This window comes from Pseudomonas sp. NFIX49, from assembly GCF_900115915.1.
GTDB lineage: Bacteria > Pseudomonadota > Gammaproteobacteria > Pseudomonadales > Pseudomonadaceae > Aquipseudomonas > Aquipseudomonas pharyngis.
The window spans coordinates 312,206-335,165 of the sequence record NZ_FOYE01000007.1; the positions used below are offsets into that span (position 1 = coordinate 312,206).

The window sequence follows — 22,960 nt, forward strand, 5'->3', positions numbered from 1 at the left end:
TAAGGAATCAGTGCCGGCGAAAACGCGCCAGACGCTCTTCATCCAGCGTCAGGCCCAGGCCCGGGGTGCGTGGAATGTGCAGGTGAAAGTCGCGGTACTGCGGGCGCTCGGTGACGATGTCTTCGGTCAGCAACAACGGGCCGAACAGCTCGGTGTCCCAGGTCAGTTGCCTGAGCGTGAGGAACGCATGGGCCGAAGCCAGCGTGCCGACGGAGCCTTCGAGCATGGTGCCGCCGTACAAAGCGATGCCGGCGGCTTCGGCGATTTGCGCGGTGCGCAACACGGCGCGCGGGCCGCCGTTCTTGGCGATCTTCAGGGCGAAGACGCTGGCGGCTCCGTCGGCGGCGAGGCTGAACGCATCCTCGACGCTTTCAATGGATTCGTCGGCCATGATCGGCGCCGGGCTGCGCTGGTTCAGGCGAATCTGCCCCGAACGATTGACCCGCGAGATCGGCTGCTCGATCAGATCGATACCGTTGTCGCCGAGCACCTGGCAGCCACGAATCGCCTGGGATTCGTCCCAATACTGGTTGACGTCGACCCGTACGCTGGCGCGCTCACCCAGGGCTTTTTTGATCGCCACCACGTGTTTCAGATCCTGCTCCAACGGGTTGGCGCCGATCTTCAATTTGAAGATCCGGTGCCGCCGCGCTTCCAGCATTTGTTCGGCCTCGGCGATGTCGCGGGCGGTGTCGCCGCTGGCCAGAGTCCAGGCGACTTCGAGGCTGTCGCGGACCCGGCCACCGAGCAGTTCGCTCACGGGCAGACCGAGACGTTTGCCTTGGGCATCGAGCAAGGCGCTCTCGATGCCGGACTTGGCGAAGGTGTTGCCCTTGGCGATCTTGTCGAGTTTCTGCATCGCGGCGTTGATGTTGTCCGCGTCCATGCCGATCAGCGCCGGCGCCAGGTGCGCGTCGATGTTGGCCTTGATGCTTTCCGGGCTTTCGTAGCCGTAGGCCAGACCGCCAATGGTGGTGGCTTCGCCGATGCCTTCGATACCGTCACTGCAACGCAGGCGCAGGATCACCAGCGTCTGGTTCTGCATCGTGTGCATCGCCAGTTTGTGCGGGCGGATGGTCGGCAGGTCGACGATGACCGCCGACAGGTTTTCAATCAGGATCCGGTTCATTTCAGTGTCCATTCAAGCGTGATCAACCGAGGTCACCGCCACCGACCGGCAGGGTCACACCGGTGATGTAGGAGGCGTCGTCCGAGGCGAGAAACAGAATCGCACCGACCTGTTCGTCAATGGTTCCGTAACGTTTCATCAGGCTGCTATCGAGGGTTTGCGCGACGATTTCCTGATACCAGGCCTGCTCCTGCGCGGACTGTTCGGCGGCGTTACGCGGGATGCGCCGGGGCGGCGCTTCGGTGCCGCCGGGCGCGGTGGCGTTGACCCGAATCCCGCGCTCGGCGTTTTCGAATGCCAGGCAGGCAGTCAGCGCATTGATCCCGCCCTTGGCTGCGCCGTAAGGGACGCGGTTCAGGCTGCGGGTCGCAATCGACGACACATTGACGATCGCGCCGCGCCCCTGCTTGAGCATGTACGGCAATGCGGCGTGGCAGCACCACAGCGTCGGGAACAGCGAGCGGCGCACTTCGGCCTCGATCTGCTCGACTTCGTAATGCTCGAACGGCTTGGCCCAGATGGTGCCGCCGACGTTGTTGACCAGCACATCCAGGCGCCCGAACGCATCGACGGATGCCCTCATCACCCGCGCACAATCGGCGTATTGCTCGAGGTCGGCGGTCAGCGACAGCACGCCCTCGCCTTGCAGTTCGTGAACCAGTTCGGAGCGGTCGACAGCAATCACCTGCGCGCCCTCCTCCAGCAAGTGCTCGCACACCCGGCGACCGATGCCCTGCGCCGCGCCGGTGACCAACGCGACCTTGTTGGCGAATCTGTTGCTCATGACAACCTCGCAATTCAGAAAGAAGACTCAGGCCGCCGCGAATTTCTCGTAGTAGAAGTTCGCCGGCGTGATGCCCTGCTCGCGGATGTACTGGCTGACCGCCTCGACCATCGGCGGCGGGCCGCACAGGTACACGTCGACGTCGCCTTCGTTGAGGTGGCGCGGTTCGATGTGTTGGGTGACGTAGCCCTTGAGCGGGTGCTGGCTCTGCGGATTGGCCACGCAGGCGCCGAAGCTGAAATTCGGAATGCGCGCGGCGAAGGCTTCGAGGCGGTCGAGTTCCACCAGATCGAAATCGTTGGTCACGCCGTAGATCAGGTGAACTGGATGCTCGCTGCCCTGCTCGGCGATCTTCTCCAGCATCGCCGTGAAAGGCGCCAGCCCGGTGCCGCCCGCCAACAGCAACAACGGCCGCTTGATCTCGCGCAGGTAAAAACTGCCCAGCGGCCCGGCCAGATTCAGGCTGTCGCCGGCCTTGGCCAGCCCGGTGAGGAAGCTGCTCATCAGGCCGCCGGGGACATTGCGGATCAGGAAACTGACCTCGCCGTTCTTCTGCAACGAGCTGAAGGAATAGGCGCGGGATTGCTCGCTGCCCGGCACTTGCAGGTTGACGTACTGACCGGGCAGGAACGCCAGTTTGCTCAGGGATTCGCCCTTGAGCGACAGCGCGATGGTGCTTTCGGAAAGCTGCCGGACATCGCTGATCGACGCCTGATAACTCGCCTGCTCGGTCTTGCACACCTGCGAGCCGACCGGCACTCGCACCACGCAATCGCTTTCGGCGCGCATCTGGCAGGTCAGCACATAACCCTGGGCCAGTTCGTCTTCACTCAGGGCGTCTTCGATGAAGTTGTCGCCCATGGCGTAGCGCCCGGCCTCGGCGAAACATTTGCAGGTGCCGCAGGCGCCGTCGCGGCAGTCCAGCGGGATGTTGATGCCTTGGCGATACGCCGCGTCGGCAACGGTTTCGTGGCCCGAGGCCTCGATGAAACGGGTGACCCCGTCTTCGAAATTCAGTGCGATCTGGAAACTCATGGTGCACCTCGCTCACAGCGTCGAGCCCGGCTCGCCGCCGTCTCGATCAGATGTGATAGATGTCGATGACCTGACGGACGTAATCGTTCTTCAGCACGACTTTCTTGGCCTTGATCAGCGGCTGTTCGCCGCGCAGGTCGAGGGTGTAGAAGCTGGTGCCGAAATAACTGTCGGTGACCTGATAGCGAAAGCTCAGGGTGTGCCAGTTAAAGCGCACCTGACATTGCCCTTCGCCTTGCTCGACGATCTCGATGTTGCTGAGGTTGTGCGAGGTGCGAGTGTCGGGGATGGTCGCGCTGGAGCGCTCGGTCTTGATCCGGAACACCCGGTCTTCGAGGCCGCCACGGTTGCCATACCAGATCAACGAGATTTCGCTTTGCGGGTCTTCGGTCAGGGTGTCGTGGTCGTCCCAGGCCGGCATCCAGAAACTGGCGTCGGCGGCGTAGAGTTCCAGCCACTGATCCCACTGGCCGTCGTCCAGATAACGCGCTTCGCGGTAGAGGAAATCGCGCACGGTGTCGTAGAGGTTGCTCATCACACAGCCTCCACGGGAATCAGAACCTGCTCGGCCGAAGCGGCCTTGAGCATGGTTTCCTGCCAGTACTTGTGTTGCAGCACGAACAGGCCTTCGTCCTCGGTGCGCATGCCGGACAGCAAGGGCTTGAGGTCGATTTCCTCCGCCGCCGCGTCCGCGCCTTCGACCCAATGGGTCGCGCCACGGGACATGTCGTTCCAGCCGCGCCCGGCGCCGTAACCGGTCTGGCACGAGCGGAACTCTTCGAGGTCATCCGGGGTGGCCATGCCGCTGACGTTGAAGAAGTCTTCGTACTGGCGGATACGCTTGGCCCGGGCCTCCGCGCTTTCGCCTTTGGGCGCGATGCAGTAGATGGTGATCTCGGTCTTGTCGACGGAGATCGGCCGGGCGATGCGGATCTGCGAGCTGAACTGATCCATCAGGTACACGTTGGGGTACAGGCACAGGTTGCGCGAGTTCTCGATCATCCAGTCGGCGCGGGCCTGGCCGAAGTCCCGGGCCAGTTCATCACGACGCTCGTAGGCCGGACGATCCTCGGGGTTGGCCCAGCGGGTCCAGAGCAGCAGATGGCCGTGGTCGAACGAGTAGAAACCGCCGCCCTTCTTCGCCCAACTGCCGGCGCTCATGGTCTTGATTTCTTCACCGGCGTCACGCTGCTGACGCTGGTTCTGGGTAGCGGCGTAGTTCCAGTGCACGGAGCTGACGTGATAGCCGTCGGCACCATTTTCGGCGGTGAGTTTCCAGTTGCCTTCATAGATGTAGGAGCTGGAACCGCGCAGCACTTCCAGACCTTCAGGGGACTGATCGACGATCATGTCGATGATCTTGGCCGACTCGCCCAGATGCTCGACGAGGGTTTTCACATCGGCATTCAGGCTGCCGAACAGAAAGCCGCGATAGGACTCGAAACGCGCGACTTTGGTGAGGTCGTGGGAGCCTTCGCAGTTGAAGCCTTCGGGATAGCCGGCTTCGCCCGGGTCCTTGACCTTGAGCAGTTTGCCGCTGTTGTTGAACGTCCAGCCGTGGAACGGGCAGGTATAGCTGGAACGGTTGCCGGACTTGTGCCGGCAAAGCATGGCGCCGCGATGGCTGCACGCATTGAGAAAGGCATTGAGTTCACCGGCCTTGTTGCGGGCGATGAACACGGGTTGGCGACCCATGGTGGTGGTCAGAAAATCGTTGGCGTTGGGGATCTGGCTTTCGTGGGCGAGGTAGATCCAGTTGCCTTCGAAGATGTGCGCCATCTCCAGTTCGAACAGCCGCGGATCGGTGAACATCTCCCGCTTGCAGCGGTAGGCCCCCTTTTCGGGGTCCTCTTCAAGCATGGCATTGAGGTAGTCGATTCCCAGGGACATGGCCGGGGCCTCCATTGTTATTGTTCAGGCCAGGTCAGATTAGGGAGGCAACGCGGGCGGCAATATCCGAATCCTGCAGAGCGCTATCCGTTTTGTGCAGGACGGCGCAGCAGGTGCTTCAGATTGTTTCGAGGCGGGACTTCAGTGGCGGCGCTTGAAGGTCACGGACGGCAATTCGCCGAACTGCTGGCGGTAGCTTTCGGAGAAACGCCCGAGGTGCAGGAAGCCGTAGTCGAGCGCCAGTTCGGTGAGGTTGCGCACCGGGCAGCTCGGGTCGCTGAGACAGGCATGAATGCGTTCCAGCTTGCGCTGGCGGATGTATTGCATCGGGGTCACGCCGAGCTGGCGTTCGAACAGCGCGTACAGGGAGCGCGAGCTCATGTTTGCCTGGGCCGCCAGGTGTTCGGCGGGCAGATCCAGCTTCAGGTTGCGCTCTATATAGTCGAGGATCCGCTCGAAACTGACGCTCGGCGAACTCAGGCATTCACGGCTGACGTTGGTGTTCATCAGCGAGATCAGTTTGCTACCGACGATCTGCGCATAATGCTCCTGCACCCGCAGCAACGGGTCGCTGGCTTCAGCTTCCTGGCAGATCATGCCCAGCAGATTGGTAAAGCCTTCCAGTTCGTCGAGCCGGTAATGATTGCGCAGAAACCGGATGCCGCGGGCAGGATGCAGCCAGCGCTGTTCGTCGCACACCGATTCCAGCACGCTGACCGGCACCTTGAGGATGAACTTCTCGCAATCGTCGGAATAAGTCAGGTCCACCGGATCGTCCGGGTTGATCAGCAGCAATTCGCCCGGCACCAGATGATGCTCGCGCTTGTGCCCGCGCCACAGGCAGTTGCCTTGCAGCAGGACTTGCAGGTGATAGACCGTTTCCAGTGCAAGTGAAGTGACGCGAACGCTGCCGCCATAGCTGATGCGGCACAGATCGAGGTCGGCGAGTTTGCGGTGGTTGAGGCTGGCTTGCGGGTGGGTGGTTTTGGACAGGCCGATGAAATGCTGGCCGACGTGCTGGTTCACATAGTCGGAGACGGCATACGGGTCAGCGTGGCGAAACACGCTGCTGCGGTCGCTCAGCAGGCGGCTGTCCATGGGCAAGGCACTCGATCTTGTCGTTATGGTGATGGTCACGGTTTACGCCATCACCGGTCACAGTACGCCGGCGAACAAGATCGGGCAATTGGACGAAGGTTCGGGTGTCCGGTGATCGAACGCTTTCAGCGAATCGGGATTGACGGCCCCCAACGAAAAAACCACCTGCGAACAGGTGGTTTGATCTGGCCGGCACACCCGATCACTCAGCGATCGGCATGCTGCTCCAGCATCGCATAGGCCTCGCCGGTGAAACGGTAGCTTTTGTCGGGCTGAAACACGATGACGCCCTCCTCGCACAAACGCTTGAGCACTTCCCTCACGCTGATGAACTGAATGCCGCTGACAAATGCCTGCAGGTACCCATGCACCCCGCGCCCGCCAACGGCGCGTCCTTCCCGTGTGGCAACCAGCAAGGCATCGATCACCTTGATCCGGATCAGGCTGGTGCGCAGCCCGTAATAATGCAGCAGCTCACGGATATGCTCGTTGGTGCTGCGCTCGAAATCGAAGGCTCGCTGGACTTTCGGGATCGGCAATGGCGTACCAGAGGAAGTCGATGCCGGGCTGGTTAACATTCGAATACTCCTTTTCCTTGAAGGCTCTGTGATCAACCGCTGTGCGTAGCTCTATATATAAGAAGGCGCACCCGACAGTGCGCCCCCGGATCAGAAGTCGACGGTCGCCGACAACTGCAACGTGCGTGGATAGCCCGGGGAGAACGCGCCATAGGACGCCACACCCGACCAGTACTCGCGATCAAACACGTTCTGCACCGTGGCGCGGAACGTGGTCGGCCGTCCTTCGATCTTGGTGGCGTAGCGAGCGCCGGCGTCGATGCGGGTCCAGGAAGGCAGTTCCTGGGTGTTGGCCTGATTGACGTATTGGCTGTCGGTGTAGATCGCGCCGCCGGTCAGGGTGAAACCTTCGACCCACGGTGTGTCCCACTCGGCCCAGAGGTTGGCCTGGACATCCGGCACGCCCACCGGTTTGTTGCCACGGTTGGCGGCGGTGGCCGAATCCGTCAGTTCGCCATCGAGCAAGGTCACGCCGCCCATCAGGCGGGTGCCCGGCGCCACTTCACCGAACATGCTCAGCTCGACACCACGGTTACGTTGTTCGGCTTGCACCGAGAACACGTTGCCGGCGCCGATTTCGCCGCTCGGCTTCTCGATCTGGAACAGCGCCAGAGTGGTCATGAACGTGCCGTGTTCGTACTTGACGCCGATTTCGTGCTGCCTGGATTTGTAGGGTGCGAAGGTTTCACCGGAGTTCGCCGCCGTGCCCGGAGCGATATCACCTTTGCTCAGGCCTTCGACGTAGTTGTAGTACAGCGAAACGTCTTCCCACGGTTTGACCACCACGCCTGCCAACGGCGTCGTCGCGTTGTCGTCGTAACGGGAGCTGACCGCACCCGAAGCGTTGTAGTTACGCGATTCGATGTCCTGACGGCGCACGCCGAGGGTCAACTGGATCCGGTCATCGAGAAAGCCCAGGGTGTCGGTCAACGCGATGCCGGACAGTTCCGATTCGGAAATGCGCAGCACTTTCGGCGAGTTGATGTACTGCTTGGGCACGTCCACCGGGTGGTAGATGTTCGAGCGGATTTCCGTGCCGTTGTTGATGCCCCGGGACAACTCATCCTGATAACGGGTCGCCATGACCGTGGTCGTGTGGGTGACCGGGCCGGTGGCGAACAGCGCACGCATGCCCACGTCGGCCGTCGAACGGTCGACGTTGAATTTGTAATAGCCGGGGATGTTGCTGGTGTCGCCGGCGTCGTTGAGGATTCGCGGCACCTGGTCGGACATGCGCTTGACGTCGGAGCGGCCACCGCCGGCGTGGGCGAATACCGTCAGATTATCGTTGAGGTCGTACTCGCCGCCGAGCAAGGCCGACTGCTCCTTGGTGTCCGACCAGCCCCAGTCCTGCGGCAGGTTGGTGCGGCCGTTCGGCGCCGATGGAATCTCGACGCCCGGTGCGATGGTGAACGGGCGCGACGCCGCCTCGAAGCTCTCTTTCTGGCTGATGAAATCCAGGTTCAGACGCAAGCGCTCGCCCTGGTAGTCGAGGGCGATTGCACCGATGTTGAGGTCCCTCTCCTGATCATCCACCGCAGTGTCGCCGCCCTGGAGGCTGCCATTGAAACGTACGCCGAACTGGTTTTCGTCACCGAAACGCCGACTGATGTCCAGGTGCCCGCCCACTTGCGAGTCCGACGCGTAACTGCCGGTGAAGCGGGTCAGGTCTTCGGCCAGCGGCCGTTTGGGTACGATGTTGATCACGCCGCCAACACCACTGTTGGGCGAAATCCCGTACATCAGCGCGCCCGGCCCCTTGAGCACTTCGACGCGCTCGGCGTATTCGGTGAACACGCGATAGTTGGGCGCAACGCCGTACACACCGTCATAGGCCAGCTCGCCGAGGTTGCCCTCGCCTATCGCAAATCCCCGGATGAAAAACGAATCGACGATCCCACCGGTCTGCCCGGTCGAGCGCACCGATGGGTCGCGCTCCAGTGCATCAGCCACGGTGACCGTTTGCAGATCCGCGAGGGTTTTGGCGGTGTAGCTGGTCACGCTGAACGGCGTGTCCATCACGTCTTTGTTGCCCATCATCCCCAGCCTTGCGCCTCGGGCGACCTGCCCGCCGGCGAGGACTTCCGGCAATGCGGTTGCGCCGTTGTAACGGGCGTTGACGTTGGTGGTGTCCAGCGTCAGCCCTTCGGTGGCGGCGGCGTCCTGTTGCTCGGGTTGCTTGGGGTCTGCTGCCCAGGCAGTGGCGCTTCCTGCGGCCAGGATAGAACTCAGCATCGCGGTGCGAATGGCCAGTGTGAGGGCGCGTTCACTGCAGGGTCGGCGTGCAACAGACATGACGATTGGGTCCTTCTCGAATGGCTGAAAATGGTAATGACTCCTATTTGCCAGTCGACAATCGAAAAAGTATCAGCGTGGCCGAATATTTTTTTGCGCGGATCGCCCGCAGGGGAACACGCCGGAGGATGGGGCAGTGAAACCCACCCTCCGACGCCGATCAGTCATACAGGCAGTGCAGCGGGATGGAGACCACCGGCAGCGCGGGGTCGAACGCGTGGCGGGTGGTCTTGTACGGGAACAATTCGCCACGCTCGATGGTGGTGAAAATCTGCGCCACTTCGAACGCTTGTCCGGTTTGCCAGTGGCGCACACAAACCCGTGGGTCGGCGTAGTCGAGCTGGATGCACGGCACGCGTTTCAACCCCAGTGCCCGCGCTGCGTTGAACCGGTGGTTGCCGTCCATCACGATGCCCCGGGAACGCTCGACGATGATCGGTTCCAGCCAATGCCCGGCCTGGATGATCGCCTCGCGCAGACGTTGCACGTTGAGCGGATCGACCTGCTCGGATTGCCGCACGTCGCACAGCGCACGCAAGGCAATCTGGTAACCATGTCCCATGCTTCACCCCCGGTTTCAGCAGGCATCCGCGTTGGCGACCAGCGCGTACTGGCTGGCCATGTCCCGCAGGCGCTGGGCCTGTTCGATGAGCGGCAGATCGACCATTTCGCCGTCGACCTGCACCGCGTGACTGCCCCCGGCCACCGCGTTCAGGACCCGATCCGCCCACGCCAGTTGGCGGGCGTTGGGCAGGAAGGCTTTCTGCACCGTAGTGATTTGCGAAGGATGGATACACAGCTTGGCGCCGAACCCCAGTGACCGGGCGTAACGCGAGTCGCGCTCGACCACCGGCATGTCGCTGATGGCCGGGGTCACGCCATCGATCGGCGCCGGTAACCCGGCCACCCGCGAAGCCAGCACGATGCGATTGCGGGCGAACAGAAACGCTTCGGGAATCTGGCTGCAATCGATGTCCAGGGAAAAATCCAGCGAACCGAATGCCAGCCGCGCCAACCCGGGAATCGCCGCAATCGCCTCGACCTGATGCAAGCCCTTGGCGGTCTCGATGATGGCGACGATCTGCAGCTCGGGGTTCCATTCCAGCAGTCGCCCGACGACATGGGACAGGCTCTCCGGGCATTCGGCCTTGGGCAGGAAAATCCCCGCGCAGCGCTCGGGGTAGCGCATATCACCCAGCCACGTCATGTCCTGGCGAAACAGCGAACTGCCGACGCTGTTCAGCCGGATGTAACGCCGGCAGGCGGTTTCAGGCGTGCTCTGTTGCCAGGCCCAGATCGACGCCCGGGCCACGGCTTTGCTGTTCGGATGAACGGCATCTTCGAGGTCGAGAATGATCGCGTCCGGCCCGGCGTCGACCGCTTTGGAAAAACGCTCCGGGCGGTTGCCGGGAACGAACAGGTAGCTGATGGGAAGCGTAGCGTTGGTGCTGTGACGAACAGTCATCGGGACTCTCCTGAGCGTGCTTCAGTCGTGGGTTTTCAAAAAAAATTCGAACACCTGTTACAGGGGAAAAACCGGGTTGATTTCAGGCGCATTGAATCAATCGTCAACACCTTGAATAACAAGGCGTTAAGAGAATTTTTAATCAATACGCGAGCGCTTACTTGAGCAGGCGAACAAACGGCTTCGCACTCCCCTGTTGTGTGTGTTCATTCAAAAATATTTGAAAACCTTACTTGATAATCGTTCCCGTTCGCAATATTGTTCGAGCCGCTGACAGGGTCGAGACTCAAATCAAGACCTGCGATTTTGTTCACGGAAAGTTCGGCGCAATGATGTCATTTACATGTCAGGCAATGGCACTTCAAAAGCGAAAAGGCCATATTTTATTGGCCTTCTCCTTGCCTGCCTGAGCCTTAAGGAGTGGGGTTCTCATGAAACAGATTTGTGAAAATTTTATGAAAGAACATGCCCCTTGTTTAATTCCAGAGCGGATCTGTCATCCGCCTCCACCTTTTTAAACATTCGTATCTGACGAGCAGCAAGAACACGCAACATACATATGGCGATTATTTACGCCAGAGGTTTTCTATGCCTGAATTAATTGCGCCGCCCGTTAAACACACAACTGAAGCTCATTACACAAAAGTGCTGAAACCGTTACTTGATCCTGTTATCGAAAACTTTCTTCAACATTCACCAGGAAAACTTGTTGAGCTTGTTAAACAACACGGATCGCCGCTGAATCTGGTGTGGCCACATGCCTTTGAGGCCAACGCCCAGGCGCTGCAATCGGTGCTGAAAAAGCATGACGTCGACTGCGCGATTTTCTACGGCGCCAAAGCCAACAAGTCCCAGTGCCTGCTGGCTGCGGCTGCGTCTTCGGGCATCGGCACTGACGTATCGAGCCTGTTTGAGTTGCAAGCTGCACTGCGCGCCGGGACCAAAGCGGAACATTTGTGCGCAACCGGGCCGGCCAAAACCAACGCGTTTCATCAAGCGCTGGTGCAAGGCGGTTCGCTGATTTGTGTGGATTCCCGAGAAGAATTCAGCGAGCTAACAGCGTTGCTCGACACCTCGCCGCCACCGGCAAAAGCCCGAGTCCTGCTGCGTTACAGGCCAACAAATTGCTCGTCGAGCCGCTTCGGAATGGGCGCCGATGACGTGTTTCAGTGCTTGCAATGGCTGACGGAACATCGGGAGTCGTTGCACTTCGAAGGTTTCCATTTCCACCTCGGCGGATACGGCTACGAAACCCGGGCACAGGCCTTCCGTGAAGTGACCGGGTTCTTCGATGCCGCCAGGGAAATGGGCCTCGACCCGGTCATGATTGACATCGGTGGTGGCCTGCCGATGCGCTACGTCGACCCGCAGGAGTACGACAGTTTTTTGCAGAACGACAACAACCCTGGTCATTATCAGAATCGTCGAGTGCCCAACTCTTTTTATCCTTATGGCAGCAGTCTGACGGCTTGCCAGTGGCTGGACTTATTCCTGGAGTCGGAGCACTCCCCGGGAAAAACCATTGCCGGTTACTTGAAGAGCCAGAATATAAAACTGGCACTGGAGCCAGGCCGAAGTCTGGTAGATCAAGCAGCCATTACTGTCTTTCGCGTGACCCGTATCAAACAACTGGCCGACAACAAAGTGGTGATCTTTGCCGAAGGCAGCAGTTTCAGCGCGTGCGAAACCTGGTTTTCATCTGAATACCTTGTCGATCCAATCCTGATCACTTCGAAAGAATCGAGACAAGTTCCGATGCAAGCCTACATCGCCGGACATAGTTGCCTGGATGATGACGTGATTACTCATCGATTGATCAACTTCGAAACAACACCGCAAACCGGCGATTTATTGATCTACGCCAATACCGCCGGTTATCAGATGGACTTGCTGGAAAACGAATTTCATCGCCACCCGTTGCCACGGCGACTGACGGCGACTTGTTGTACGGAAGGTAACTACGCATTCACACCTGACTATTAAGGGAAGACGTCCAGATGATACTGAATAAAGTTTCGGATCTTATTGGCAATACACCAATGTTGGGCATTGATGTTCCGGATACCAACGCTCGACTTTTGCTCAAGATAGAGAAGAACAACCCCGGCGGCAGCATTAAAGACCGTATGGCGCGCAACATGGTCTTGGCGGCGCTCAAGTCCGGAAAGTTGAAACCCGGTGGCGTGGTCGTGGAATCGTCCTCCGGCAATACCGGCATCGGCCTGGCAATGGCAGCCGTGGAGTTCGACCTGCATTTCATTGCGGTGGTCGATCACCATGCGGCGCAGGACAAGATCGCGGTGATGAAGGCACTGGGCGCCGAGATCCGCTTCGTCGCCGGCACGTACCGGGAAGACGAAGTGGCCGTGGTCGAGCGTCAACGGTTGGCCGCCGAACTCGCCTCGCAGATCCCCGGCGCGGTGTTCATGAACCAGTCCGACAACGCGGCCAATGCCGGCGGCTACAGCGACTTCGTCCGTGAAACCATCGCCCAGGCCGGTGGCCACATCGGCGCGTACGTTGGCTGCGTCGGCACTGGCGGTTCGATGACCGGCATCGCCCGCGGCCTGAAACTGCACAACCCGGACATCGTTACCGTCGCCGTCGAACCGGCCGGTTCCATCGTCTTCGGCCATCCCGGCTATCCGTACTACCAGTCGGGGACCGGCACCCCGGCCGGCGACACCGTTGGCCTGGTGCTCGACTACAGCTGCATCGACCTGGGCTTGCAGGTGACCGATTCTCAGGCGTTCGAAACCGCCCGCTACATCGCACGCAATCTGGCCCTGCTGGTCGGCGGTTCGACCGGCGGAGCGATCTTCAAGGCGCTGGAGCTGATTCACAAAGGCACGCTGACCGGCAACGTTGTGGTGCCGATTGCCGACGGTGGCGAGAAGTACCTGCACACCGTATTCGACGACAAATGGCTGGAAGAACGCGACCTGCTGGACCCGGACGTCGCCCCGCAACTGGACCGCTGGCTGGGCAAGACCCGCTGGCTGGAATCCGACGCCACTCCCCTGCAATTGAGCGTCGCCTGACGCGTCTCCCACACAGGAAAGTCTCTGTATGAAACCGCTGAAAGTCGCCATCTGCGGCGCAGGCAGGACCGGGCATCTGAATGCCATCCTGTTTAAACAGTTGCCCAATGTTCAGGTTTCGATACTCACCAATAATCAAGAGGTGGTCGACCGGCACCTCGCCAACCAGCCGATGCAGGCGCTGATGCCGGACGGCTCGACGCTGAGCGCGCGACCGGACCGGGTCAGCACCGACGCCGGCGTCGTGGTTGCCGACGCCGACATCGTGATCATCACGGTGCCGGCTCACGCACGGCCGCAAGCCTTGCAAGCCATCGCGCCGCATTTGAGTTCGAGCAAACCGGTTTATGTCGGCGCGATCCCGGGTTTCTGCGGTTTTGACTGGCTGGCGGAAGCTTCGCTGGGCGAACGCTCCAATGTGGTGATCTGGGGAATGAAGGATGTGCCGCACACCGCGTTCGATCTGAAGCCTGGGGTGTCGGTCAAGATGGGCGGCGGCAAGAGCCAGTTGTATGTCGCGCTGCACGACCGCGAATCAGCGCAATCACGGCAGCACCTGGAAAAAATCCTCACCACGCTTTATGGCCCCTGCGTGACGATGCTCGACCACTACCTGGAAATCACCCTGACACCAGGCAACCCGATCATGCACAGCTCGGTGATCTACGGTTTGATCGGTCCTTACGGCCAATGGCATCGCAAGATCTTCCCGCAACGAATGTGCTGGTGGACCGAATGCCCCGAGTTGGGCGCCTATTTCCTCGAGCGAATGGATCAGGAAAGTCAGGAACTGTGCACGGTGATCAGCCAACGCATGGGCATCGACCTGTCGTCGGTCAAATCCCTCAAGCAGGAAATCATCGAGGCCTATGGCGAGCAGATCCGCGATCAGAGCAGCATGCTGTCGATCCTGCGCACCAACCAGGCCTACAACGACATCCTCGCGCCAATGATTCCGGCCGACGACAACCGCGCCGGCTACGTGATCGAGCGCGAAAGCCGCGCCTTCAACGAAGACGTTGCCTACGGCCTCGTGCTGCTGGTGGAAATGGCCCGGCGCTTCGAACTGAAAGTCCCCTACATCGAAGAAGTCCTGCAATGGAGCGTTTCCTACATGCAGGGCCTGCGCGACTCGGCGCTCGACTACTTCCCCAGCCAATGGCCGCGCACCGCGTGAGCGGGTTCAACTTTTCATTAACTTCTCGACGAGCAGATAGCTGATATGGATGACTTCAAGACACTCATCGCCTACTCCCGCAAGAACGCCCTGCGACGGATGATCCGTTGCCTGTTTGCCGAAAACATTCTGGATCGCGCGGGCTTGCGCTTCTCTGAGGCCGGTAATGAGGCCACGTACGCGCTGAAAGACGGTCGTGCCCATGTGTTCTTTTCCAACATCGCCAAGGGCCCGGCCGATACCGTAGTCAATGACGGCGACGTGATCCTGATGACCGATGAAGGCGTACGCCAGGTGATCTACACCCATCATGACCTGCTGGATGTGCTGCGCGACAGCTTCGATTTCGAACCCACTGATGAAGGCATCGCCGGGCTCAAGTCGGACATGGAAAACAGCCTGATGAACGACGCCCACGCGCGTCAGCATCGCCAGCAATGGAACGCTCGACTGGCCGCCGCCGCCCGGGAACAGGGCCTCGACAGCCTGACCGATTACCTGCGCCAGCACGCAAGCACCAAGGACGCCGCGATCCTTCTCGACCAGTGGGGCTCGCTGGAAGGTCACCCCTACTATCCGACCTGGAAAGCGCGACCGGGCCTCAGCGATGAGGAAGTCGAGCAACTGTCACCGGAGTTCAACGCCCAGGTGCCGCTGCGCATTGCCGCGCTGCGGGCCGACATGGCGAAAAGCGAAAGCATGCCTCACGTCAGCGATTACCACAGCTGGTTCGCCAGTAACTTCCCAACGCAATGGGCGCAATGGAAGGCGTCGCTCAACGACAAGGGCCTGGACGAATCCCAGTGGTTGCCGCTACCGATTCACTCATGGCATTTGCAGGCTTACGTGCTGAAAAACTTTGCGGCGGAAATTGCAGAAGGCATTCTCATCACCGACGGTCCGGACATCCAGACCCTGCCGACCATGTCCTACCGCACGATGATGCCGGTGCTCAAGGAGAGCGCGCCGCTGATCAAGTTGCCGATTGCCGTGTGGATGACCAGCGAGCTGCGCAGCCTGCAAGCCAAGTCGATTCACATGGGGCCACGCATCAGCACCGTCATCACGAAGATCCTCGAGGTCGAAAACGGTTTCGAGCAACGCCTGGAAATCTTCCCGGAGGAGATCGGCTTGCGTTACAAGCACGCGATCACTCAGGACGACCATCCCGGCCGGCATCTGTCGGTGGTGTTCCGTGCCAGCCAGCAAGCGTTCGAGCGTAACGACGATTGTCTGCCGATCACCGTGGCTTCTCTGTTCACTCGCTTGCCGGGCAACGGTCGACCACTGTTCACCGAGCTGATCGAGCGCGACGGCGTTCGGGCCAATGCCGCTCAGGTGGAAGACTGGTTCCGTCAGTACGCCAAAGTGGTCACTCATCCGGTAGTGGCGATCTACCTGATGTACGGGATCGGGCTCGAAGCGCACCAGCAGAACACGATGGTGCTGTTTTCCCCGGATGGCAAAGCACGTAGTCTGCTGATCCGCGATTTCGGCGATGGCAGGACCTACGCGCCATTGCTGGAAGGACGCGGCTACACCCTGCAACCGCATGTGCAGCCGGGCATTCTGCCAACGGTGTTCGAGGGCGATATCGAGCCGGTGCGCATGTTCGTGCTCGACGCAGCCTTCCTCACGCACCTGCATGAAATGGCCCTGTGGCTGACAAAGGAGTACGCGCTGGACAACAACCGGATGTGGGGCATTCTGCGTGAAGAAACCGAGCAGGCGTTCGCAGCGGTGCGCGAGCGTGTCGCGCCGGACCTATGGGAAGTCGAACGCAAGGCCTTCCTCAATGATCCATGGCCGACCCGTTCGTTGCTGCGCATGCACATGATGCAGTATTCCAACTACCGGATTCAGCACACGCTGACCAACCCGCTCAATGTCGTTCAATAACCGAGGCTGACTCATGACCCAAGCAGGTGCCATCGCGGGTTCGCGCGTAAGAGTCCTGATTTATCTTCTGTTCGCGATCCAGCTCATTTCGATGGGCGCGATGGAAATGAGCGGGCCGTTCTGGCCTGTCCACCTGCGCGGGCTGACCTCCTCAGACTCGCTTTTCAGCTTCGCCAGCATCGCCGTGTACGTCGGGCCGATGCTGGGCATTATTCTGACCAGTGCATTCTGGGGCCGTATCGGCGACCGCTACGGCCACAAGTTGATGATGATCCGCGCCCTCGCCGGCCTGTCATTGACCCAGCTTGGGCTGGCCCTGTGCAGTGACATCTGGGTGATCCTGATCCTGCGCTTCCTGCAAGGCGCCTTCGCCGGCTACATCGCCCCGGCCCAGGCGTACGGCGTGAGCATTGAAGCACCTTCGCGGCGGGCACGGCTGTTCGCGATCCTGCAGATCTCCACCAACGTCGGCTCGTTGCTCGGCGCAGTGGTCGGCGGACTGATCCTCGATTACGCGACATTCTTCTGGATCAACATGATCGCCGCTGTGCTATGCGCCATCTGCACCGTGGTCGCAGCCGTGACGTTGCCGGATGTACCGCCAGTGAAGAAAGCGCCGGTCGCTGATAAAGCGGCTCCTGCCAGCCATAACACCAGCGTCTGGCAAGGCACGCCCCTGCTGTCGCTGCTGGGTGTCATGGGCATCCTGCTGCTGGCGCGGATGCTGCCGCAGACGTCGTTCTCGCTGTACGTCAGCTCGGTGTTCGAGGTCAGCAACTCGGTGGTCGGGCTGTGCTATGGCTTGCTGGCATTGGGTTTCATTCTGTCGGCAACCGCGTGGTCGCGTTACTTCGAGCACCGTACCCAGCAGGACACCCTGCAACGCATCACTTATGTCGTCCTCGGCTGTATTGCGCTGACGGCCCTTGCCGGCTACACGCGCAACCCGATCGTGTTCGTCGGTGCCTATTTCATCTGGGGCGTATTGCTGGGGGCCACCACGCCGGTGCTGATGGCCCTGATTTCCAAAACCGCCGACAGTTCGCGCCAGGGCTACGTGCTGGGCATTGCCCAAAGCACTGCGCAATTCGCGTCCATTGCCGGGATCTCGGCCGGTGGTCTGCTCAGCCAGGTCTATGGTTTGCAGTACACCTACCTGTTTGTCTGCCTCGCCTACATGCTCGCGCTGATGCCCATCGTTGCCTTGCGCTACCGGCCGATGGTCATGCAACCGAGCCAGATGCCGCCGGGCGACTGACCAAGGAGTTTTCGTTGAACATTGAACAACTGCGCGCCGACACCCCTGGTGTCGAGCAACTGATTCACTTCAACAATGCGGGCGCGGCGCTGATGCCCAATCCAGTCATCGAAGCGGTAACCCGTCACTTGCAACTTGAAACCCGGATCGGCGGTTACGAAGCCGCCGGGCAACAGGCCCGGGAAGTGGAAGACGTTTACGACGCCATCGGCCAACTGATCAACGCGCGTCCCGAAGAAATCGCGGTGATTGAAAACGCGACCCGCGCCTGGGACATGGCCTTCTATTCATTGCCGCTGCGGCCTGGCGATGTGGTGCTGACATCGACCACCGAATACGCCGGCAACTACATTCCCTACCTGCAACTCAAGCAGCAGCGCGGCATCGAGATCAGGGTGATTCCCAACGACGAACAGGGTCAGGTGTCAGTGCCGGCGCTGCGGGACATGCTCGGCGATGACCGGGTTGCCCTGGTGTCGCTGCCGGTGATCGCCACCAACGGCGGCCCGGTGCAGCCTATCGAACAGATCGGCGCCCTCGCCCGCTCGGCCGGGGTTCTGTTTCTGCTGGATGCCTGCCAGGGCGTCGGGCAGATGCCGATCGATGTGCAGAAAATCGGCTGTCATATGCTGGCGGCCACCAGCCGCAAATACCTTCGTGGCCCTCGGGGCATGGGGTTTCTCTACGTCGAAAAAACCTTGTGCGAAAACCTCGAACCGACGTTTCTCGACCTGCACGCGGCCTCACTGCTGACCCCGGATACCTTCAAGATCCGAGGCGATGCCCGACGATTTGAAAACTGGGAATGCAACGTTGCCGCGAAACTGGGCATGGGGGCGGCGGCCCGTTACGCCCTGGCGCAAGGCATCGAACCGATGTGGCAGCGCATTCAACGATTGTCAGCGCATCTGCGCAATCGTCTGGCTGATGTGCCGGGTGTTACGTCGCAGGATCGGGGCGCGGTCAAGTCAGGCATCGTCACCTTCACCTGTAAGGACGCCAGCGCAGCACAAGTCCAGGCATGGCTCGCGGCGCAGGAAAAACGCATCAACGTCACCACCTCGACCTTCCGCTCGACGATGCTCGACATGCAGCAACGGGACCTGCTGGAAGTCAGCCGCGCATCGCTGCACGCTTACAACACCGAGGATGAAATCGATGCCATGGTAAACACGTTGTTGAGAATGCCCCGCGCCTGAAAACGGATGCTGATTCGAGCTTGCGTCGCAGGCTCTTTGTAAACTAGCATTGGGAATACTTCTCAATTGCAAAACACTGCAGCCATGAGCGAAACCCTTCCCGCGAACAACGACAACCATCTGCGCGTGATCGAAGCGCTGTACAGCGGCCATCACGGCTGGCTGTACGCCACGCTGAAGAAAAAACTGGGTAACGCCATGGATGCGGCGGATCTGGCGCAGGATACCTTCACCCGGATCCTCGCCTCCCAAGTCACGACCATCGAGCAACCCCGGGCCTACCTGAGTTGCGTGGCGAAGGGCATCCTCATCAACTGGTATCAGCGCAAGGCTCTGGAACGCGCCTACCTTGATGCCCTCGCGCATTTGCCCGCACCGGAAGTGCCCTCCCCCGAGTTGCGCTTCGTGGTGCTGGAAACCCTGCACGAAATCGACGCGATGCTCGACACCCTGCCGCCACTGGTCAAACGCGCGTTCCTGCTGTCGCAGATCGGCGGCTTGAAATACGCCGACATCGCCGAGCAGCTGGACGTCTCGCTGATCACCGTCAAGCGCTACATGAAACAGGCTTTCGTGCAGTGCCTGATGCTGGTGGAATGAATGCTTACGCGCCGCAGTGAACCGCCGCTCGATCCGAAAATACTCGAAGAAGCCGCCGAGTGGCTGATGCGTCTGAGCGAAAACGACCTCAGCGAAACCGAGCGTGCGGAGTGGGAGTACTGGAAAGTCAGCAGCCCCGAGCGCAACCGGGCGTGGGCCCGCGCGCAGTTGCTGCAAAGCAAGTTCGGCGGCCTGCCGCCGTCGCTGGCGATGTCGGCGCTGGATCGCCCGAGTAACCCGGAACGCCGCGCAGCGCTGGGCAAACTGGCCTTGCTGCTGGCGGCGATACCCGCCGGTTGGGGCAGCTGGAAACTGGCGCAGTCGCAGCAATGGTCCGCCGATTACCACACCGCCGTCGGGCAGCGTCGCGAACTGACCCTGGCCGACGGCTCGCAAATCACCCTGAACACCGACACGGCCATCGACGTTCTGTTCGACACCCGGCAGCGGCTGATCCATTTACGCGAAGGCGAAATCCTGGTGCAGACTGCGCCGGACAACGCCGCGCAGCCTCGACCTTTTCTGGTCAGCACCCGTCAGGGCCGGATGCAGGCGCTGGGCACGCGCTTCACCGTTCGTGAATGGCAGCCGCGCACCCAACTCGCAGTGCTCGAAGGCGCTGTGCAAGTCGAGCTGGCCGACAGCCCACAGAGCGCGCCGATCATCGTCAACGCCGGGCAACGTACCGACTTTTCATCACAGGCCTTTGGCTCGCTGAACCCGACCGACCGCAACGTTGGCGCCTGGACCGAGGGCATGCTGATGGCGGACAAGATGCGGCTGGCGGATTTTGCTGTCGAACTGGCGCGCTATCGCCGAGGCATTGTGCGGTGCGATCCAGCCATTGCCGACCTGCGCATTTCCGGGGCCTTTCCCATCAGTGATACCCAACGCTCGCTGAACATGCTGGCGCAGACCTATCCCGTGCGCGTCTCCGGGCACTTGAGTGGTTACTGGGTGACGCTCTCACCCGCCTGAGCAAAAAAATCACCGCACGGGTGATACTTTTTTTGATCTCGGCTGGCTATGAAAGGAACAACCATTCCACCTCGTCCATAGGGTCATCCCTTCATGCTCGTTGCACGACCCTTGCTTGCGGATCGTCTGCTAAAGCCCGTTATGCGCGGCGTGTTGCTCAGCGTTGTGCTGGGCCTGGCCAGCAGCGCGCTCGCCGAGGCAGCCAGGCCGGTGCAGCTGGACGCGGTCACTGTGCGAGCCTACAACATCGGGCCCGGCCCGCTTGGCGTGACCCTCTCGAGCTTTGCCGTGGACGCCGGTATCGCCTTGTCGTTTCAGCCGTCGATCACCGAAGGCCTCGTCAGCCCTGGATTGTCCGGCAGCTACTCGGTGCAGGAAGCGGTGTCTCGACTGCTCGAAGGCAGTGGCCTGGAGATGGTCGCTCGCAGCGACGGGACCTGGACGCTGGTAGTGCGCCGGGTCACGTTGTCGGACACCACGGTCGAAGGCATCGACACGCGCACCGACAGCTTGCCGCCGGTGCTTGCGGGCGGTCAGGTCGCCCGCGGCGGACGCCTTGGCATTCTGGGCAACCGCGATGCGATGGACGCTCCGTTCAGTGTCAGCAGCTACACCTCGACACTGATCAAGGACCAGCAGGCTGTCACCGTCGGCGACTTGCTGGAGCGCGACTCATCGGTGCGTTCCACAGGGCAGACAGGCGGGATTGTCGACTCGTTCTTCATCCGTGGTTTTCCGGTCGGCGAAGGCAACCTCGGTGAACTGGCGTTCGACGGCGTGTACGGCGTGGCCTCCAACTACCGGGTGTTCACCGAGTACGCCGAACGGATCGAACTGGTCAAAGGCCCCGGCGCCCTGCTCTACGGCATGTCGCCCAACAGCGGTGTCGGCGGCGTGATCAACGTGGTACCCAAGCGTTCACTGGACGAAGACCTGACTCGTTTCACCACCAGTTACGCCTTGAATACCCAGCTCGGCGGCCACCTCGATGTCAGCCGACGCTTCGGTGAAGAACGCCGCTTCGGCGTGCGGATCAATGGCAGCGTCCAGCAAGGCGATACGGCTATCGACAAGCAATCCCGAGAGGTCGGTATCGGCGCGATGTCCCTCGACTACCAGGGCGAACGCCTGCGCACCACCCTGGACCTGATCAATCAGAAAGAGAGTTTCGACGCCGCATCCCGCCCCTTCCTGATTGCCTCCGGCGTGGAGATTCCGTCCGCAGCCAACGGCCGCACCAGCGTCAGCCAGGAATGGGGCTGGTCGGAAACCCGCGACAAATCAGCGTTGCTCGGCGGCGAATACGACCTCAACGACAACCTGACCGTGTTCGCCCACGCGGGTGGTGGCCGATCGGATGTCGCGCGCATGTCCGACCAGACGCCGACCATCATCAATGAAGCGGGCGACACCTCGTCGATCCCCGGCTATTACAAATTCGAAGTCCAGCGCTACACCGTCGATGCCGGTGCGCGGCTGCGGTTCGACACCGGGCCGATCAGCCATAGCACGGCGCTGCAAGTCACCCGCTATCGCGATAACTTGTCCCGGGGGATTATTTCCGGCCCGGCGATCCTGTCGAACATCTATCACCCGCTCGATCGCCCGAAACCCGCGATCGCCAAGCCGGATACCCCGAAGGTTTCCGAAAGCGAGCTGTCGGGCGTGGCCCTCGCCGACACCCTGTCGGTGCTCGATGAACACCTCCAGGTCACGCTCGGCGTGCGCCAGCAGAACATCAAGTCGGATAACTACAACACGGCAGGCTCAATCACCACGTCCTACGACAAAAGCAAATCCACGCCGCTGTTCGGGATCGTCGCCAAGCCCTGGGACCACGTCTCGTTCTACTACAACTACGTCGAAGGCCTGGGCAAGGGTGACATCGCGCCGTCTGCCGCTGCCAACGCGGGCGAGATCTTTTCCCCTTATGTGTCGCGCCAGCAGGAAGTCGGGGTCAAGCTCGACTACGGCCGTTTCATGTCCACCATCGCCCTGTTCCAGCTTGAAAAGCCCAGCGGTGAACTGGCATCCGGGGTGTTCTCGGTCAATGGGGAACAGCGCAACCGTGGCGTCGAACTGAACATGGCGGGCGAGATTGCAACAGGCACACGCCTGATCGGGGGCGTGACGCTGCTCGACGGCGAACTGACCCGAACCGGTGTCGCTGCCAACCGTGGCAACAAACCGGTCGGGGTTCCCGAAGTGCAAGCCAACCTCTGGGCCGAATGGGACGTGCCGCAAGTCGAAGGCCTGACATTGACCAGCGGCGCGATCTACACCGGCACCCAGTACGTCAATCAGGCCAACACCCAACAACTGGACGCCTGGACCCGCTTCGATGTCGGCGCGCGCTACGCCACCCGCATCGCCGAACGGCCGACCACTTTGCGGGCCACCGTGCAGAACGTGTTTGACCGTGAATACTGGTCGGGCGTCGCCTCCTACGGCGCGTTCTCCCAGGGCGCGCCTCGGACCTTGTTGCTCTCGGCCACTGTCGATTTCTGAAACGTCCGGTCCGGAGCGGCGCCTGG

At 60.9% G+C, this 22,960-nt stretch carries 19 protein-coding genes; 9 read left to right on the top strand and 10 right to left on the bottom strand.

Annotated features, from left to right (window positions below):
* Positions 1-7: 7 nt before the first annotated feature.
* The 10 genes from BMZ46_RS21590 to BMZ46_RS21635 form a co-directional block, all read right to left on the bottom strand.
* On the bottom strand, positions 8-1,129 hold the full coding sequence (locus BMZ46_RS21590) for a muconate cycloisomerase family protein (RefSeq protein ID WP_074690772.1): 1,122 nt from the start codon (positions 1,127-1,129) through the stop codon (positions 8-10).
* Positions 1,130-1,151: 22 nt separating this feature from the next.
* Complete coding sequence (locus BMZ46_RS21595; protein WP_074690771.1) at positions 1,152-1,913, bottom strand: 1,6-dihydroxycyclohexa-2,4-diene-1-carboxylate dehydrogenase; 762 nt, start codon at positions 1,911-1,913, stop codon at positions 1,152-1,154.
* 27 nt (positions 1,914-1,940) lie between these two features.
* Positions 1,941-2,948 (bottom strand): benzoate 1,2-dioxygenase electron transfer component BenC, encoded by a 1,008-nt coding sequence (gene benC / locus BMZ46_RS21600; RefSeq protein WP_064381965.1) that lies wholly within the window; start codon positions 2,946-2,948, stop codon positions 1,941-1,943.
* A gap of 46 nt (positions 2,949-2,994) precedes the next feature.
* Complete coding sequence (benB, locus tag BMZ46_RS21605) at positions 2,995-3,483, bottom strand: benzoate 1,2-dioxygenase small subunit (protein WP_011333747.1); 489 nt, start codon at positions 3,481-3,483, stop codon at positions 2,995-2,997.
* Positions 3,483-4,838: a benzoate 1,2-dioxygenase large subunit gene (gene benA / locus BMZ46_RS21610; RefSeq protein WP_074690770.1), complete on the bottom strand. Its 1,356-nt coding sequence runs from the start codon at positions 4,836-4,838 to the stop codon at positions 3,483-3,485. Before benA ends, benB begins: the two co-directional genes overlap by 1 nt.
* Before the next feature lie 141 nt (positions 4,839-4,979).
* On the bottom strand, positions 4,980-5,936 hold the full coding sequence (locus tag BMZ46_RS21615; protein WP_074690769.1) for an AraC family transcriptional regulator: 957 nt from the start codon (positions 5,934-5,936) through the stop codon (positions 4,980-4,982).
* A 206-nt stretch (positions 5,937-6,142) separates the two neighbouring features.
* Positions 6,143-6,514: a fe2+ zn2+ uptake regulation protein gene (locus BMZ46_RS21620; protein ID WP_074690768.1), complete on the bottom strand. Its 372-nt coding sequence runs from the start codon at positions 6,512-6,514 to the stop codon at positions 6,143-6,145.
* A 90-nt stretch (positions 6,515-6,604) separates the two neighbouring features.
* Complete coding sequence (locus BMZ46_RS21625; RefSeq protein ID WP_074690767.1) at positions 6,605-8,809, bottom strand: TonB-dependent receptor; 2,205 nt, start codon at positions 8,807-8,809, stop codon at positions 6,605-6,607.
* A 160-nt stretch (positions 8,810-8,969) separates the two neighbouring features.
* A complete protein-coding gene (locus tag BMZ46_RS21630; protein ID WP_039771147.1) occupies positions 8,970-9,371 on the bottom strand; it encodes a ParB N-terminal domain-containing protein in 402 nt (133 codons plus the stop codon).
* A gap of 15 nt (positions 9,372-9,386) precedes the next feature.
* Entirely contained in the window at positions 9,387-10,274 is an 888-nt protein-coding gene (locus tag BMZ46_RS21635; RefSeq protein ID WP_074690766.1) for an HpcH/HpaI aldolase/citrate lyase family protein, read from the bottom strand.
* Between the two features lie 588 nt (positions 10,275-10,862).
* Here BMZ46_RS21635 and BMZ46_RS21640 point away from each other — a divergent pair.
* The 9 genes from BMZ46_RS21640 to BMZ46_RS21680 all read left to right on the top strand — a co-directional run bounded on the left by BMZ46_RS21640 (position 10,863) and on the right by BMZ46_RS21680 (position 22,934).
* Positions 10,863-12,257: a Y4yA family PLP-dependent enzyme gene (locus BMZ46_RS21640; protein ID WP_074690765.1), complete on the top strand. Its 1,395-nt coding sequence runs from the start codon at positions 10,863-10,865 to the stop codon at positions 12,255-12,257.
* A 14-nt stretch (positions 12,258-12,271) separates the two neighbouring features.
* Positions 12,272-13,315, top strand: coding sequence for a PLP-dependent cysteine synthase family protein (locus BMZ46_RS21645; RefSeq protein ID WP_039771145.1), 1,044 nt, complete (start codon positions 12,272-12,274; stop codon positions 13,313-13,315).
* A 28-nt stretch (positions 13,316-13,343) separates the two neighbouring features.
* Positions 13,344-14,492 (top strand): NAD/NADP-dependent octopine/nopaline dehydrogenase family protein, encoded by a 1,149-nt coding sequence (locus BMZ46_RS21650; RefSeq protein ID WP_074690764.1) that lies wholly within the window; start codon positions 13,344-13,346, stop codon positions 14,490-14,492.
* 45 nt (positions 14,493-14,537) lie between these two features.
* Positions 14,538-16,391, top strand: coding sequence for an IucA/IucC family protein (locus tag BMZ46_RS21655; RefSeq protein ID WP_074690763.1), 1,854 nt, complete (start codon positions 14,538-14,540; stop codon positions 16,389-16,391).
* Positions 16,392-16,404: 13 nt separating this feature from the next.
* Positions 16,405-17,649: an MFS transporter gene (locus tag BMZ46_RS21660; protein ID WP_074690762.1), complete on the top strand. Its 1,245-nt coding sequence runs from the start codon at positions 16,405-16,407 to the stop codon at positions 17,647-17,649.
* 14 nt (positions 17,650-17,663) lie between these two features.
* Complete coding sequence (locus BMZ46_RS21665) at positions 17,664-18,848, top strand: aminotransferase class V-fold PLP-dependent enzyme (protein ID WP_081353137.1); 1,185 nt, start codon at positions 17,664-17,666, stop codon at positions 18,846-18,848.
* Between the two features lie 84 nt (positions 18,849-18,932).
* The gene (locus tag BMZ46_RS21670; RefSeq protein WP_039771138.1) at positions 18,933-19,448 is read left to right on the top strand and encodes a sigma-70 family RNA polymerase sigma factor; all 516 of its coding nucleotides are present in this window, start codon (positions 18,933-18,935) and stop codon (positions 19,446-19,448) included.
* Entirely contained in the window at positions 19,449-20,426 is a 978-nt protein-coding gene (locus tag BMZ46_RS21675) for a FecR domain-containing protein (RefSeq protein WP_039771136.1), read from the top strand. It abuts the gene before it with no gap.
* A gap of 93 nt (positions 20,427-20,519) precedes the next feature.
* Entirely contained in the window at positions 20,520-22,934 is a 2,415-nt protein-coding gene (locus BMZ46_RS21680; RefSeq protein WP_074690761.1) for a TonB-dependent receptor, read from the top strand.
* The last annotated feature ends 26 nt before the right edge of the window (positions 22,935-22,960 follow it).

What these genes read in the sequence shown, in the direction of transcription:
- BMZ46_RS21590 (WP_074690772.1), bottom strand. Translation starts at nt 1,129, where the DNA reads ATGAACCGGATCCTGATTGAAAACCTGTCGGCGGTCATCGTCGACCTG.
- BMZ46_RS21595 (WP_074690771.1), bottom strand. Translation starts at nt 1,913, where the DNA reads ATGAGCAACAGATTCGCCAACAAGGTCGCGTTGGTCACCGGCGCGGCG.
- benC (WP_064381965.1), bottom strand. Translation starts at nt 2,948, where the DNA reads ATGAGTTTCCAGATCGCACTGAATTTCGAAGACGGGGTCACCCGTTTC.
- benB (WP_011333747.1), bottom strand. Translation starts at nt 3,483, where the DNA reads ATGAGCAACCTCTACGACACCGTGCGCGATTTCCTCTACCGCGAAGCG.
- benA (WP_074690770.1), bottom strand. Translation starts at nt 4,838, where the DNA reads ATGTCCCTGGGAATCGACTACCTCAATGCCATGCTTGAAGAGGACCCC.
- BMZ46_RS21615 (WP_074690769.1), bottom strand. Translation starts at nt 5,936, where the DNA reads ATGGACAGCCGCCTGCTGAGCGACCGCAGCAGCGTGTTTCGCCACGCT.
- BMZ46_RS21620 (WP_074690768.1), bottom strand. Translation starts at nt 6,514, where the DNA reads ATGTTAACCAGCCCGGCATCGACTTCCTCTGGTACGCCATTGCCGATC.
- BMZ46_RS21625 (WP_074690767.1), bottom strand. Translation starts at nt 8,809, where the DNA reads ATGTCTGTTGCACGCCGACCCTGCAGTGAACGCGCCCTCACACTGGCC.
- BMZ46_RS21630 (WP_039771147.1), bottom strand. Translation starts at nt 9,371, where the DNA reads ATGGGACATGGTTACCAGATTGCCTTGCGTGCGCTGTGCGACGTGCGG.
- BMZ46_RS21635 (WP_074690766.1), bottom strand. Translation starts at nt 10,274, where the DNA reads ATGACTGTTCGTCACAGCACCAACGCTACGCTTCCCATCAGCTACCTG.
- BMZ46_RS21640 (WP_074690765.1), top strand. Translation starts at nt 10,863, where the DNA reads ATGCCTGAATTAATTGCGCCGCCCGTTAAACACACAACTGAAGCTCAT.
- BMZ46_RS21645 (WP_039771145.1), top strand. Translation starts at nt 12,272, where the DNA reads ATGATACTGAATAAAGTTTCGGATCTTATTGGCAATACACCAATGTTG.
- BMZ46_RS21650 (WP_074690764.1), top strand. Translation starts at nt 13,344, where the DNA reads ATGAAACCGCTGAAAGTCGCCATCTGCGGCGCAGGCAGGACCGGGCAT.
- BMZ46_RS21655 (WP_074690763.1), top strand. Translation starts at nt 14,538, where the DNA reads ATGGATGACTTCAAGACACTCATCGCCTACTCCCGCAAGAACGCCCTG.
- BMZ46_RS21660 (WP_074690762.1), top strand. Translation starts at nt 16,405, where the DNA reads ATGACCCAAGCAGGTGCCATCGCGGGTTCGCGCGTAAGAGTCCTGATT.
- BMZ46_RS21670 (WP_039771138.1), top strand. Translation starts at nt 18,933, where the DNA reads ATGAGCGAAACCCTTCCCGCGAACAACGACAACCATCTGCGCGTGATC.
- BMZ46_RS21675 (WP_039771136.1), top strand. Translation starts at nt 19,449, where the DNA reads ATGCTTACGCGCCGCAGTGAACCGCCGCTCGATCCGAAAATACTCGAA.
- BMZ46_RS21680 (WP_074690761.1), top strand. Translation starts at nt 20,520, where the DNA reads ATGCTCGTTGCACGACCCTTGCTTGCGGATCGTCTGCTAAAGCCCGTT.